Raw genomic sequence first — 14297 nt, 5'->3', positions numbered from 1 at the left:
TATCGCGATTCTATATCTCGCGTCATGCAGGGCAATTAAATCGTCTGCTGTATACTTGTGCCCAAGTTTTGCTGTCGCTTGTAAGTAGTCCGTGTAAGCTGTTAGCTGTAGGGCCTTTTCTGATTACTCGTTTCTCTAAGAGACTGTAAGTATGCACCTACCACTATACCCGCAAGAGGTAATAATACTGTTAAATAATTTTCCATAGCTACTGTCTATATAGGATAATTTTTTGAGACCAGAAAGCCCTAATATATATCTACTGTACTTTGTCTGTCTTAGGGCATTGCCATTACTGATAATTTCTGTTATTTTAGATAGACATCAAACTTAGCTACTATGTGGACACAAATTGATTTAACCCCAAGAGAATACAAAGACGTTACTGATTTATTGCAAGACACTGCCCACACCAATAAAGAATTTAATGATCTGTTGACTACCAAAGGGAATTTGATTCTTGATAGACTGGCGAGTGATGAACCGTACACTCCAAACAAGATTGCCTTACCTACTGATCTTTTCGAGAAAATGACTGGAATAATACCTCAGTTAGCTAGCTATCCAAACAAAAAAATTATTATTCCTGAAAATGTCAATACTCATGGTTGGGGAAAGCTCTATGGCTCTATCGAGAGCTATAACGATATGCGTGGTCCTGAAGATGGAACATTACCAAGACCGGTAAAATAACTTGCACGGATATGGACGAAGACTATCCGTATTCCGAAAACATTCCTCCCGGTTTAGATCACTATACCATACAATTTTTGTTGTTTGGAGTAATCGTTTTATTTATCAGCGCTTTTCTAAGGCATAAGTATTCAAAAAAAGATCATCCGGCAAAAAAACTCGATGTTTTAATAACAGGTTTCTATCTATATACCATTGGTGGAGGCATTATGTATATACTCGGAGTCGATAGGAATTCGAAAGTAAGTATGTGTATAGCACTTTTTATAATCAGTCTCGTTTTGTCATTCTACCACAATAGAAAAGATAAAAAAAGCCCCTTTGAATGATATATAGTTGAAAATTCTAACTGGACTTTCGAAATCAAAAAAATACTTTTAGAAGTAATATGCGAAATCCGCCGATATAGGCGCTTTTTCACTCCTTACTAATTTTTTAGCAAAAAAAGTCACTTGTAAATAGGCGTATTTTTGTAGCTCAAATATTTTAATTATGATAATACAATTAATTCACTCGGAGCGTGGTTTTGCTAATGAAATTAGACGTTACAAAGTTGTCGGTATATCTGCAACAACTAAAGAGAAACTTTTGGAGTTTCCTGAAATAGTAGAAGTAGTTAATGGCGGATATATAGGTGACGTTGAAATTAAATCTGACCACCTAGTAATAAAAGTTATAGACTCTAATCACGATTTCAAAAATCTTGACATATAAAAAGCCCCGGTATCTCTACCGAGGCCACGACACCTTATGATAAATTAAAAATCGTTTAAGTTGGTGTTTGTTCAAGTGCAGTAACTACTGCAAAATCTTCCTCGCGATTCGGCTTAATGTCACCTCTGAAAGCGACAAAATAATTATACTGGAAGCGGTCAGATACTACAGGTGAAACTATAATCTGTGTCTGCAATCTTACTCCTAAATTTAGGTTCCTAAAACCACCGAGAAATATAGCGCTGTTATAGGCTTCACTTTCTAAGTTGTTTGGGATTTTCGAAGTCTCCAAAAATCGCATGCTCTGTAAAGACCACGGAGGGGCTATTGGTCGATCTTCGCTATCTTGAATTGTAGACATAGCCAGCCATAGGCCGGGAGACATTATCGCCGTATCTGGTATTTCTCCGTTTTCATCCAAGATAAGTTTAGAGCCGTTACATTTCATAACGAAAAATTGAGAAGTAGAATAGGTATAGATATAGCCAAAGGCACTTGGGTTAAATTCAATACCCTTGAAATGAAACTCAAAGAATATATATAAAAAAACATGAAGAAGTCAGATCTATACCTACGCCAACTTGACTATGCTTTTGTTACCGGATTTGAATATTACCTTCGTGCCGTTGACAGGATTGGACCTAATACAACCATGAAGTACATCCGCATAATGAAAAAGATCATGAATGATGCGATTAGGAAAAACTGGTTAGATAGGATTCCTTTTCAGGCTTTCAAGTGCACATTCCGGTGGCCTGAAAAAGAAGTAATTACTTGGGAAGAGCTGAATAGGATACATGAGAGAAATTTTGCCATGGAACGTCTGCAGTTAGTAAAGGATTATTTTGTTTTTAGTTGTTTACCGGGCTTGCCTATGTAGACGTGGTAAATTTGAGGCCATCTTCAATTACACTTGGAATAGATGGAAACCAGTGGCTTATATTTAATCGGCAAAAGAGTGGTATACTGGTCCGTGTTCCGCTACTTGATCAGGCGCTAAAAATTATCGAAAGGTATAGAAACCATCCGGCTACTCATAACGATTATATATTTCCAAGGTATATCGAATCAAAAGATGAACAGCTATCTCAAAGAGATTGTAGATATTTGTGATATCCGCAAGAGTTTAACTTTCCATTTGGCTCGGCATACCTTTGCGACCACTGTTACGTTGGCTAATGGCGTTCCTATCGAATCAGTAAGTAAAATGCTTGGGCAAAAAAAATTGCGACAACACAAGTCTATGCCAAAGTAATAGAAAAGAAATTAAGCGAAGATATGGATGTTTTAAAAGAAAACTTATTCAAGGTAGCAGCACTTTATCGTAGCCAACTATATACCGTTATTTATAGCTCACTCTTACACTTTCGTCTAGTTGGCGCACTATATCTTCGTATTTATAATCGGGTACAACAGCAGCAGAGGGATTCGATATATTGAGGAACACACGCCAGGTCTTCGGTTGTTCTGGATGACTTGTCTATTTGGGGGTAATCCCGGATCGCGTATCCATGATAGGACTCTTTGTTATTTTCGAAGATGTGACACAGCCATAGGGCTGTGCAACCTAACGCTTCGATATAGTCAAGGTTGTTCATTATGCCTCATACATGCCACCGCATGATCTTTGTAATTGCTGCTGCGTGCCGAGGCTGGTCGTCTTTCCGTTGGTTTGCAGAGGCGATCGTGTATGGTTGTCGTGAAACCGATCGGCCATGGGAAGGATATAACTTCTTCATGCACTCTCTGCCTCCGTTTACCCAATACTGTTTGCTCGGCTTATTAGGTGCCAGGTCAAGATCATGAATCGATTGCTGGCTCATTAAAAGATGTCCTTTATATTATAGTGTATGCTGTTAAAAGAGAAAGTGTCGCCTTTTACTTTGCCTTCCATCGTCTTATATATCGGGCTCTGTACGGATATACCTATATATACATGTCCGTCAACGATAAATTTTTCCAGGCTCGCTGAGATGAAGAAGGTGTGGTGGTTGGTTATGACGATCGCACCGAATGCTACCTGCTTCCGGTCAATATGCTCTGAGCGCTGAAGTGTTTCCAGTAATGCCAGTTCTTCATTGGCAAATGCGAGTTGCTTGGTAAGCGTCTCTAACTCTGTAACACTGGCTGCTACAGCAGCAATGTCTTTCTGATCATACGGTTCGTTGCTAACCGGAGTTTCTTTGAGCGTCAGGTCTTTGATTCTTTCTTTAAAATCATCGATCAGAAATTGTTGCTTGGCTATACAGGCCTGGATCATTTTGTGACGCAGTTGCTTCTTTTCTGTTGTTGTTATCATGAAACGAATTTGGATAGCGTATATTCAAAATATCATAACATGTGTCATCGGCTCTCCTGACATTCATCACCGAGCAAGACAATAGTCTTGCCGGTATCTGCCGATAATGGATAACTATCCCTGCGGCCGATGATGTGCATCATGGTGCGCGGTAATGCGATACTATATTTTTAATAAAAAAACATTATGAAAAAGGTATGTACTTTGAGCCTTCTGCTGGGGCTATTTCTGGCAGCCGGCAATGTATTGCGTGCGCAAATTGTAATGCCTGACTTAAGTCCACATGCTACAGTCAGTCAAACGATCGGGTATAATGAAGTAATGGTAGAGTACTCGCGCCCCAGCGTGCGCGGACGTATAATTTTTGGCGAGCTTGTACCTTACGGCACAATATGGCGCGTAGGTGCAAACGCTTCTACCAAGTTGTTTGTACGCGAAACGATTACGATTGAAGATAAACACAAGTTGCTGCCCGGTGTCTATGGTTTATATGCTATACCTGGTAAAGATGAGTGGACTATTGTATTTAGTCGCGATGCATGGTTGTGGGGATATATGGGCTACCTGCAGATAAACGATGCCTTGCGCATACAAGTAAAACCTCAGCCGCTGAAGGAACAGGTAGAAACGTTTACCATTCAATTTGCCAATGTGTGTATGAGTTGTGCCGAGGTGCAATTGCTTTGGGATTTTACGCGCGTGTCGTTCCGCATTTCAACAGAGGTTGATACAAAGGTGATGAACGAGATCAAAACTTTTACGAACAATCCAGAAGCCAGACTTGCCGGTGAATATTACCTAGCTGCTAAATATTACCTGGATAGTGATCGCGACCTGAAACAAGCATTGGAGTGGATCGATAAAGCGTTGAAGTATGCCCCCGGTGGTTACTGGATGTTGCACACCAAGGCTGAAATATATGCGCGGATGGGACAGTATAAGGAAGCCATTGAGACAGCAGAACTTTCTATCAAAGAGGCGCGCCTGAAAAATGACGAAGACTATGTTCGTATTAACGAACTTGAAATAGCCAAATGGAAACAGGTAAAGAAAGGTAAGGGGGGGACCTAGTGCGACAAAGTATAGCGATAGAGTTGCATGTCAGACTTTAGTGAAAATGCAAGTATAGCAGGAAGGGTAAATGTATGGTGAATGTTGTTGCCCGAACAAAACTCTTGCAGGATGATGACAACGCTCATCATATGAGTATACATGATGGTATAAATTAAACAGTTTATAACAATTAATTATATGACAAACGGAAAGGCAATATTAGCCGTGCTTGCAGGGGTAGCAGCAGGCGCAGCATTGGGTGTTTTTTTTGCACCAGACAAAGGCGTTGATATGCGTAAGAAAATATCACGGAAAGGCGAGGACCTGGCCGATGCTCTTAATGATAAGATCGATGAGAAGTTCGATGAGTTGCTGGCAGCTATTACAGGCAAGGTAAAAAAGCATATAGCCCCCAGCGATGCAGTTCTGAATAAAAAAGAGATAGCAGACTGAAGAAGTCTCACGCGCTGCGTTGTCTTTTTAACACGGAAGCATAAGGTATGATAAGGCGTGGTTTTTAGTATATATAGGCGGTCGGTACCGCCTATATTTTTTAATAGCGAAGAACCAGTGCGAGATGATCAAAGTCTTTTAGCTGGTTATTCTCCGTGAAAACTATTTTGCCTTTTTTTGCACGCACAACTTCAATAAGATTCTCTACTGCATCGGGAATAACGGTGTAGGGCTTTCGGGGAGGCTGCAATAGTAATTTGTCCGCTTCCTGCTTTCGGTAAGCGCGGTGATGCAAATCTTTTTCAACCATAAGCATCAGGCCTCTGCCTTCCATCGCTGCAGCCCAGGCCAGCTTTAATCCTTCGGCAACACGGCTGCTTTTACGCTCTTGGAGATTTTTAATTTGCTCTGTCAGCTTTTCTTTGCACATCTGTACGTATACATCCCAGGCACGTTGCGACAAACTGTTGAGGTTTGTATGGTTGTAACTGCCTGTAACTTTACCTGCTATATAGTTGTCCAGTGCGGTGCTGTTGCTGAAGAGACTGATCATCCGTTGCGTTCCGGCCAAGAGAAGCCGGCTGTCATGGGTCAGATATTTCTTCAAGTTTTCTTCTGCCGACCGGAATATACCCTGAAGCCTCAGCTCTGAAATCTGGTTCTTTTCTTTTTCAAAACCTTTTAAACTGCTGTTGCCGCTGGCTTGTGCCGCGTGTTCGTATTCATACAGATCTTCATACGGTATGGGGAAATGTTCGTCTTTAATCTCTTCGGGCTCATTCATTACGGCCTTGTATACATGCACACCTTTTTTTGTAAGATTCAATATCCAGTAAGGCGTTGTGTATTGTTTGAGGTAAAGCAAATCACGATGTTCAAATGTACTGCCAATGGCAATCGTAGATTTTACCTTAAACGGAAATGTAACGACAGTTGATTGTGCCGGAGATATAAATATACCCAGTCCTGGTGCATGATTCTCCGGAATTTGCGTGATGATCGTAGTCAGCCGGTTTGTTATTGTTTTCTTTATTGAACTATCGGCTGATTTGTTCTTGAGTAATGCTTTGGCTTTTTGAATAGATTTCTTTAGTGTCTCAGAGTTTTTCTTCCGGTTAACCGGATCTGTAGAAAATATAATGGAGAGACACATCACTTCCGTGGTCTGTATCAGGGTATCAATTTCATTTGTTTTCATTTTCTTCCTGCGTTTAGATTTTTACTAGTGATATAGCTTTATCCCTGTATAGGGGCGTTGTAGTTCGGTGCGGAGCCTTCGGCCGGTAACGCCTCGGTGTGCTGCGGCATCGGCTGATCGTGATGTAAATTGTCAATCGCGGTGCGAAGACGATTACTGACATCATTGGCAAGTTCTTTCAATTGATATGATGTAGCGCTTTCCTCGATCGTTGCCATTGGATTTATAGCAGAGATTTCAACCTGGTTGTTTTCATGTTCCTGAATAACAATATTGCAGGGCAGCATAAGGCCCAGGTGGGAATCCTGGCTGACGGCCTTGTATGCGAATTGCGGATTGCAAGCGCCCAGAATTTTATACTTCCTGAAATCTATACCAAGTTTCTGACGTAGTGTTTCTTTCAGGTCGATCGTGGTAATTATACCAAAACCCTGTTTTTGCAGATTCAGCGTAATCTTCTGAACCACCTGATCAAAGGGTATCGTTAATGTGCGTGAATAATAGTAACTCATATGCTTCTTGTTTTGTCGAAAGCATATTAGCTATATCCCGTGCGGATAGCGATGATGTAGATCTGTTGCATCCTGGATTTTCGTCACGACAGGATTTGAGACAAGTGGGTTTGAAGGTATAATCCATATACCGTTACGTCTTCGTATGCAGGAGCCAATTCCGGTATAGGTAAGGTAGTGGCAAAACGTTCAGCGCATTCTCAGTGATGTTAAGTTGTTGGATAAATCACATGTATAAAGTGCTCGGCATTCTTTGTAGTGCCCTGATAAATTCTTAAATGTGTATCGCCCTCATGATAAAGATGTCGCAGAGTCGTAATGCAGATCATGGCGGAAAATGGGTGTGGTATGAATCTTTGCTGAAAAAAAGAGAATATGTCAACGAACAAATCAAAACGAACAACTGCAAGCCGGCCTGCGCAAAAGATTACAGCACGCGAGTCAGCCGGAATATCTATGCCATCTGCTGTCGATCAAGATGCTGAAAAAAGCACGTGGACCCAGATGTATAGTATAAGTGAGCGCTGGCGATTGGATATGGATTTTTTTTGTGATGAGCTGGTATTTTTTACAGGTCTCATTGATAAATATTTTATGGGCCTGCTTGCCGAAAAAGATCTTGAAGGCACTCAGAAAACAGTAGCTGAACTTTCTGAACTTGACAGCCGGCAAATAGACTTTGTTCATAAACTGGTTCAACACCAACAGCGCCTTACAAATCTTATTCAGAATCCTTTTTCCCACGAAGTGCAGCTGTGCCAGCAAGGACATGTTGAATTGGAAAAGGAAATTTCTGAGTTTGTTAAGGACTTCCGTTTAGTAAAAAGAAAAGTATTTCAGTTAGCAGCGAATGCTATTGAGTCGCAAAAGGTGAAGCATTTATTGAAAGAGTAATTTAAGCGTATTAAATATAGGCTGTGTATTGTAAACGTGTAAACCAGACAGACAATGATTGTGATGGTTACCGGTTTGCCCGGATCCGGCAAAAGTTACTTCGCGGAACATCTGGCTGAAAAGCTTGATGCCACCTATATCAATAGTGATCGTGTACGTTTTGCGTTAGGGGCTTCCGATAAATATACTTATCAGGACAAGCTGAGGGTCTATAAAGAAATGCTCACAGAGGCAGCGCATATCCTTGAAGAAAATAAAGTTGTACTCGTGGATGCTACTTTTTATCATCACACCATGCGCGAAATGTTTGTCAGGCTTGCACAAGGATATCATGTGCCGATAAAGCTTATTGAAATCATCGCGGATGAAGATGTTATCCGGGAACGACTTAAAAAGCCAAGAAGATATAGTGAAGCTGATTACGTGGTATATGAAACCGTGCGGAATGACTATGAAACGATCACCATGCCACATTTAATTCTGGAGTCGACCAACTACAATCTGGAGTCAATGCTTCAAACCGCTCTTAACTATATAAAACATGGAGGAGAAGGATGTGCATGATATTGCATGGCGCGGACTATACGCGAACGACTTTATTCACGGAAGTTTGGAAGAAACCCATATTTCATGGGTTATTCTAGCGAAGGGCTTTGCCTTCAAAATAAAGAAACCTGTTAGACTTTCTTTTCTCGACTTTTCGACACTTGCCTTACGTAAAAAACTGTGTGAAAAGGAGCTGATGCTGAATAGACGGTTCTCGAATATTTACCTGGATGTGCTACCGGTTAGAAAAGTTCAAGGGCAATGGATTATAGGCGGACCGAGTGACATGCATACGGTGGATTATTGTGTAGTAATGAAGCGTATGGCTACGGCAAAACGTCTCGATAAATTACTTCAAAAGAATGCTGTATCTGTGGTGTCATTAAAGACATTGGCAGCCGACATTGCGTTGTTTCACAACAATGCGCAACAGACCTTCCGTTCATTTAGTATTGACACCGGCAGCAGTATATTTAACGATATTGAATCTGTTAGTGAATTTGCACGCGATGCCCTTGGTATTCGGTATCACGAAATCATCAGAGAATCCATTGAATGGAGCGATGCTTTTTTGACCCGACACCAGGGCCGATTACAACAACGAATTGATTCTGGAATGCAGCGCGATGTTCACGGTGATCTGCATAGCGGGAATATCTTCCTGTATACTAAACCTGTACTTTTTGATTGTATTGAGTTTAATGACGTGTATAGACAAATTGATGTTCTATATGAAGTGGCATTTTTGTGTATGGACCTGGAACGTTTTAACCAATGGCAGTTGGCAGATGTCTTTTTAACGGAATATGTAAAACGGTTTAGTGCTTTTCAACAACCCGAAGACTATAGCTTATTTATATACTTTAAGTCACTTCGTGCTAACATCAGGGCCAAGGTGCATGCTGAGCAATGCAGGCAGACGCACGATACCCATGAACAGCAATACCACCGGGATGAGGCAGCAAAGTATCTAAAACTTATGGCTAAATATGTAGCCAGAAAGCTGGCTTATGCTCATCATGACTAAATATGTCCGGATCTATACCCTGTGAATATAAAATGGCAATCTACATGGAGCGACCACAATACATGAGAGCCTGGTTTTTAAATAAGATACATGATCTTTCTGCAGAAGCCATGCCGCTGCAATTGGAAAGCGTGGCTATACCGGAGCCTAGATCAAACCAGCTATTAATACAAGTGTTATGTTGTGGAGTATGCCACACAGAGCTTGACGAAATAGAGGGAAGGACACCACCATCGGTCTATCCGATAATTCCTGGACACCAGGTTGTAGGCAAAGTGACGGCCAAGAGTAACGATGTTACCCGTTTTTCCATTGGAGAGCGAGTAGGAGTGGCCTGGATCTTCCGAGCCTGTGGTGAATGTGAGTTTTGCCGTAAGGGACACGAAAACCTCTGCCCGCACTTTAGTGGTACAGGACGCGATGCGCATGGAGGCTATGCGGAGTACATGACGGTTGACGAACGATTTGCCTACGCTATACCATCTTCATTTGCACACACGCAAGCTGCACCGCTCTTATGCGCAGGAGCGATAGGATACCGCTCTTTGATGCTGGCGAAAATTACTGATGGTAATTCAATTGGGCTGTCAGGATTTGGCGCATCCGGCCATCTTGTATTAAAGACTGCGAAGTATTTGTATCCGCATTCCCATATATATGTATGGTCAAGAAGTTATGACGAGCAGTGCTTTGCGCGTGAACTGGGATGCGATTGGGCGGGAGATTTTTCAATGATACCTCCATCACTCGTCAATGTAATGATCGATACAACGCCTGCCTGGCAACCGGTGCTGACATCACTGCGCGCGTTGAAGCCGGGCGGCAGACTGATCATTAACGCGATCAGAAAGGAGTCGCATGATCAATCAGTGCTTTCTTCCTTGATTTATCATGAGCACTTATGGATGGAGAAGGAGATTAAGTCAGTCGCTAACATTACCCGTAAAGACGTGGAACAATTTTTAAAGATAGCATCGGTGATCCCGATACGGCCCGAGATTGAAGTATACCCGTTTGAAGAGGCCAATGCAGCGCTGGTGGACTTGAAACATAAACATGTTAAAGGTGCAAAGGTGCTGCTTGTTTGTAAAGATGATTGATCCAAAGTGTCACCCACAGTAAAAGATTTAGGACCGTCTTTCAACGGCCCCATTTTTTTAGTCTTTTAGGAATTTATAAAATCCAGATTTACCATCGGATAATCGCAAGCGAAGTATATACATTCCTGTATGATACCCTGACACATCCAGGTGTGCGGAGCCCGACTTTATTGTGTGTACTTTCTGATAAAGTATACGGCCGCTCAAGTCTTGAATATTTATTTGTGCATGGGTTTCGGCAGTGAGGTTTTCATTCGACAGATCGATGTTGAGCCAGTCTTTTACCGGGTTGGGATATATAATTGAATTGTTGTGGGTTGAAGGGGCCGCATCAGCAAATGCTTCGCGTGCAGCGGTGGTGCCTTGTCCACAGGTTACGGCATCAAGGTCAAACCCGTCCGAGAGACCATTGAATGCGAGTACAGAAGTCGGTGTACAGTCGTTGTTCAGTATACGAGCATTCCGATCAGTCTTGTCAATAACCTTTACATAACGGAACCACGTTATTTTTCCGGCAATATCATAAGCATGGTCCAGCGTACCCTGGCACGTAGCGGGTGATGTTAGGCCCAGTGATACCCAGTTGACACCATCTTTCGAAACCTGTACTTCTGCACGTTCGGGATGTTCTGCAAATGTAGGTTCATCAGCAGAAAACTCATGTACCATGAGATCGTTTCCGGCTTCATCGTTAATTACGTCCGTCATGCGCAGTACAATAAATCCATTATACCCGAGTGCAAAGTGATGTATGCCAATGTTGTCATCAAATGCATCCGGCTCGCCGAGTGTCCAGTAGGGTGCGCTGTGGTTGTCGTCCACATTATATCCGTTTTTTTGAAGCCCCTGGTGAAATGAGACAACATCCGAAGCAAACACACATGCCGGTGGATCGCACAACTCCGTGCTGGCGGCTTTTACTATACTTCGTGGCGTGCCATCACCATCTGTCCAGTTGAGTCGTATTGTTCCGGGGAGGGAAGGTTCTGGTACATTTATAACATACGAGTAAAAATAGGTGTCACTATTTGCCCTGGCCACAATCGGTATGGGAGGTCCGTTGTAAAAGTATACCGGCTGCCAGGTAACAGGTATATTAAAATTGTTTGGGTTATGTATGCGCCAGCGATTTTCATTGGTGCTTTCACTGCACATCGTGTGCAGCGTAAGTGTTTGAAACGGTACACGCTCTCTTACAGCCAGCGTATATGTGGTTTCAATTATAGAGCATGTTTCAATCATGGCACTAATGGTGAACATGTAGGTGCCTGGCGTAGTGGGTATACCGTGAATATAGCCGGATACCCAGGTGGTGTCGCTGAGGATTAGACCCGGTGGTAAAGCTCCACCGGTAACTTCCATTCGAAAGTTGTCATACTCAATGTCAAACGCATAAGGACTTTCCAGACCAACAAGTTGGTAATACGGTTCATTTAACGAAGCGTATGAAAGTTCATCCGGTGAAGGAATCATAGGTTGCGGGTAGAGACATGTATAGTCTGGTGCATACACCAGTGTATCCCGGCAACCGCCAGCGCCGGTTCCGGCAATTACAAATTTGTTGATGCCGGTATGTACGGCATGACCCGTTATATATACTATATGTTGGTCATCCGGAGTAAACGTTGAATCTACTTTGAATCCCGCTGGAATTTCGAGCGCCCACACCCGTGTAGAGTCCCAGCCGCTATAGCTGCCGAATATATAGAATGAAGTCATTCCCACTTGTGTAAGTCCGGGCTCATTCGCCAGGAAATCAACACTGAAAGCATCGCACGGTTCTTTCCATTCAACGTGCATGGTATATTCCTGTTCATATGCAGGGCAGCCTTCTTCTGAATAAGCAGCAACTGTAAAACGGCGCGTGCGCGGGCTGATTGGTATACCGCTTAGAACATTTCCGTTGAGTGTTAAGCCGGGCAGAGGAACAGATATGTTAAATATTGCACTGTCATCTACAACCCCATCTTTACTAGCCGAAAAGGTTATAGACAGCGGATCGCCGGCATAGTATATAATTGAATCTATAGCCTCGGGCAACGGCGCTATAGCATCATAGTGTTTGCACACTGTGTTGGGTTCCACAACTTCAATTTGGTACCACTGCTTTATGAGCGTACAACCGGCCGGAGAGGCTGTCGCGGTCAATTCGAATGTATATATACCAGGCGTTGTAGGTATACCGGATATTTCGTGGTCGGCAAACGTGAGTCCGGGTGGCAGAGTACCTGATGTATAGCTTATTATGATTCCCGGAGTGCCAAAACTGATAAAAAATGATTGGTTATAGGACTCTCCGACAATACCATAAGGAAGGTTGGGCTTTTCAGGACTAATGGAGTCTACAGCAAATAGACTGCAGAATACATTCCAGGTATAGCTTAACGTATCCGTACATCCTTTATTAGTATAGGCAGCAACGGTTACAGTGTGTAGTCCGTCATATTGTGCGGAGCCACTGACAATAGCCTGATATGATCCGGCGGTGTGACTCATAGTAAACCCAGGAGGCAGACTAACAGCCGCGTAGGTAACAGAATCAAAATGCTCGGTCCTGAAAATGATAGATCCGTTGCGTCTCAATTGCTGTGGTGGTGAACTGTGGCTAGGCACACTGATTTCAAAGTCTGCACAAGGTAAATTATACCCGACGTTAAATGAGAATGTTCTTTCAAAGACAGGGCAGCCCGGTGCAGAGGCTGCTCCTATAACAAAGACATAGATGCCGGCAGCGGTTGGTGTTCCCGTTATTTTATTGCCTGTAAGCGAGAGGCCGGCAGGAAGTGCTCCGCTGGTAAGGGTAAATATACCGTTAAGGTATATACTGCCGTGTTCGGCGCGAAGGGTTAGCGTATTTTGTTCACCAATGATAAAGGCACTATACTGAAACGAAGTGATACGGGTAACTGTGGTACAGGGCTGCGCATATAGCGAAAACGAAAGCAGGCAGATGAACCCAAAGGTTCCGATTGAATTAAATAAAATTATTTTCATTGCAAATAGTTTTGTTTCCGAAATAATGAGAGGAAAAATTTTTCTGCTGAACAACAAATGGTTGTGGGCACAGGCGCTGTGAACAGTTCACCGGCCACGGGCTACAGCGAAGTTGGCGTCATCTCATAAATGCTGAGCGGATTAAATTAAACTGGACTAACCAGATAACAGAATTTCATACAGGACGCATTAACTCCCGGAGAACGGAGTTAAATGAAAAGGAGCAAACCATTGACTAGTTGTTAATACCACATTCGCAGAAACGGTTCCAATTCCAAGGGCGATGTGAACGGATTACCACGTGGTAGCGGGACGAACAACATCCCGCACAACGTCAAGGCATGTGATAGATAGTTCATAAGGGGCATTTATTGTATTGAATGGCATCGACATCATAGTTTACCACTGATCTTACCTGCAATACAGGCTGCATGTAGACTGATGTGTTCAAAGTCAGCTATTTCCCTTCCAATACCGGCTATAAGGATAGGCGAACCATCGGATACATTTTTCTTTAGGGCCCATTTGTATCAGTTGAACTCATATTCGTAACGAGTTTTGGTTCCTTATTTATTTTTCAGCGTTTATCCATCTCCCGCCTGTAGCCGATCTTTCCGAATGATACTTCGAATTGATTTTCCATACTATGATCACCGTTTTAACTGCCGATGATTTATATCATTGTGATGAAAATCCGTTAGCCAAAATGATATTTCTCATTCGATATATATAGCAATTGCCTGTACTATAGCTGTTACCATGCGATTTTTCTCCGCCTGCGGTTCAGGCTTTTAAGTTTGTAGCGGATATACCA

General features: G+C 42.6%; 16 protein-coding genes. 10 read left to right on the top strand and 6 right to left on the bottom strand.

Features of this window, described 5'->3' with window-relative positions:
- The first annotated feature begins 339 nt into the window (after positions 1 to 339).
- The 4 genes from ACFQ21_RS00830 to ACFQ21_RS00815 all read left to right on the top strand — a co-directional run bounded on the left by ACFQ21_RS00830 (position 340) and on the right by ACFQ21_RS00815 (position 2662).
- Entirely contained in the window at positions 340 to 693 is a 354-nt protein-coding gene (locus ACFQ21_RS00830; RefSeq protein WP_377573447.1) for a hypothetical protein, read from the top strand.
- 492 nt (positions 694 to 1185) lie between these two features.
- Positions 1186 to 1407: a hypothetical protein gene (locus ACFQ21_RS00825; protein ID WP_377573444.1), complete on the top strand. Its 222-nt coding sequence runs from the start codon at positions 1186 to 1188 to the stop codon at positions 1405 to 1407.
- Between the two features lie 550 nt (positions 1408 to 1957).
- Positions 1958 to 2287, top strand: coding sequence for a phage integrase SAM-like domain-containing protein (locus ACFQ21_RS00820; RefSeq protein ID WP_377573441.1), 330 nt, complete (start codon positions 1958 to 1960; stop codon positions 2285 to 2287).
- Between the two features lie 135 nt (positions 2288 to 2422).
- A complete protein-coding gene (locus ACFQ21_RS00815) occupies positions 2423 to 2662 on the top strand; it encodes a tyrosine-type recombinase/integrase (RefSeq protein WP_377578235.1) in 240 nt (79 codons plus the stop codon).
- Positions 2663 to 2804: 142 nt separating this feature from the next.
- Here the strand turns inward: ACFQ21_RS00815 and ACFQ21_RS00810 are convergent, their stop codons facing one another.
- Positions 2805 to 3005, bottom strand: coding sequence for an alpha-amylase family glycosyl hydrolase (locus ACFQ21_RS00810; protein ID WP_377573437.1), 201 nt, complete (start codon positions 3003 to 3005; stop codon positions 2805 to 2807).
- Between the two features lie 224 nt (positions 3006 to 3229).
- On the bottom strand, positions 3230 to 3706 hold the full coding sequence (locus ACFQ21_RS00805; RefSeq protein ID WP_377573434.1) for a hypothetical protein: 477 nt from the start codon (positions 3704 to 3706) through the stop codon (positions 3230 to 3232).
- A gap of 186 nt (positions 3707 to 3892) precedes the next feature.
- Here ACFQ21_RS00805 and ACFQ21_RS00800 point away from each other — a divergent pair, with 186 nt between their 5' ends.
- Positions 3893 to 4777 (top strand): DUF2911 domain-containing protein, encoded by an 885-nt coding sequence (locus ACFQ21_RS00800; RefSeq protein ID WP_377573431.1) that lies wholly within the window; start codon positions 3893 to 3895, stop codon positions 4775 to 4777.
- On the opposite strand, the gene ACFQ21_RS00795 is transcribed toward ACFQ21_RS00800, so the two are convergent.
- Positions 4774 to 4920 carry a hypothetical protein gene (locus ACFQ21_RS00795; protein ID WP_377573429.1) on the bottom strand — a complete coding sequence of 49 codons (147 nt, stop codon included), beginning with the start codon at positions 4918 to 4920 and terminating at the stop codon, positions 4774 to 4776. The genes ACFQ21_RS00800 and ACFQ21_RS00795 overlap by 4 nt on opposite strands.
- Before the next feature lie 37 nt (positions 4921 to 4957).
- Here ACFQ21_RS00795 and ACFQ21_RS00790 point away from each other — a divergent pair, with 37 nt between their 5' ends.
- The gene (locus tag ACFQ21_RS00790) at positions 4958 to 5212 is read left to right on the top strand and encodes a YtxH domain-containing protein (protein WP_377573427.1); all 255 of its coding nucleotides are present in this window, start codon (positions 4958 to 4960) and stop codon (positions 5210 to 5212) included.
- A gap of 100 nt (positions 5213 to 5312) precedes the next feature.
- Here the strand turns inward: ACFQ21_RS00790 and ACFQ21_RS00785 are convergent, their stop codons facing one another.
- Together ACFQ21_RS00785 and ACFQ21_RS00780 are read right to left on the bottom strand one after the other, a co-directional pair.
- Complete coding sequence (locus tag ACFQ21_RS00785; RefSeq protein WP_377573425.1) at positions 5313 to 6410, bottom strand: baeRF3 domain-containing protein; 1098 nt, start codon at positions 6408 to 6410, stop codon at positions 5313 to 5315.
- Positions 6411 to 6448: 38 nt separating this feature from the next.
- A complete protein-coding gene (locus ACFQ21_RS00780; protein WP_377573422.1) occupies positions 6449 to 6922 on the bottom strand; it encodes a DUF302 domain-containing protein in 474 nt (157 codons plus the stop codon).
- A 375-nt stretch (positions 6923 to 7297) separates the two neighbouring features.
- Between ACFQ21_RS00780 and ACFQ21_RS00775 the strand changes: the two genes are divergently transcribed.
- The 4 genes from ACFQ21_RS00775 to ACFQ21_RS00760 are packed head-to-tail and all read left to right on the top strand — an operon-like array spanning position 7298 to position 10489.
- Positions 7298 to 7816: a hypothetical protein gene (locus ACFQ21_RS00775; RefSeq protein ID WP_377573420.1), complete on the top strand. Its 519-nt coding sequence runs from the start codon at positions 7298 to 7300 to the stop codon at positions 7814 to 7816.
- 54 nt (positions 7817 to 7870) lie between these two features.
- A complete protein-coding gene (locus ACFQ21_RS00770) occupies positions 7871 to 8380 on the top strand; it encodes an AAA family ATPase (protein ID WP_377573417.1) in 510 nt (169 codons plus the stop codon).
- Positions 8358 to 9389, top strand: coding sequence for a hypothetical protein (locus ACFQ21_RS00765; RefSeq protein WP_377573414.1), 1032 nt, complete (start codon positions 8358 to 8360; stop codon positions 9387 to 9389). The genes ACFQ21_RS00770 and ACFQ21_RS00765 overlap by 23 nt, the downstream gene beginning before the upstream one ends.
- A 32-nt stretch (positions 9390 to 9421) precedes the next feature.
- Positions 9422 to 10489, top strand: a complete 1068-nt coding sequence (locus ACFQ21_RS00760) for a zinc-dependent alcohol dehydrogenase family protein (RefSeq protein ID WP_377573412.1) — start codon at positions 9422 to 9424, stop codon at positions 10487 to 10489.
- Positions 10490 to 10546: 57 nt separating this feature from the next.
- Here the strand turns inward: ACFQ21_RS00760 and ACFQ21_RS00755 are convergent, their stop codons facing one another.
- Positions 10547 to 13483: a putative Ig domain-containing protein gene (locus tag ACFQ21_RS00755; protein WP_377573409.1), complete on the bottom strand. Its 2937-nt coding sequence runs from the start codon at positions 13481 to 13483 to the stop codon at positions 10547 to 10549.
- Positions 13484 to 14297: the final 814 nt, after the last annotated feature.

Source organism: Ohtaekwangia kribbensis (assembly GCF_042676245.1).
Taxonomy (GTDB): Bacteria; Bacteroidota; Bacteroidia; order Cytophagales; family Cyclobacteriaceae; genus Ohtaekwangia; species Ohtaekwangia kribbensis.
This window is presented reverse-complemented; position numbering and strand designations above follow the sequence as displayed.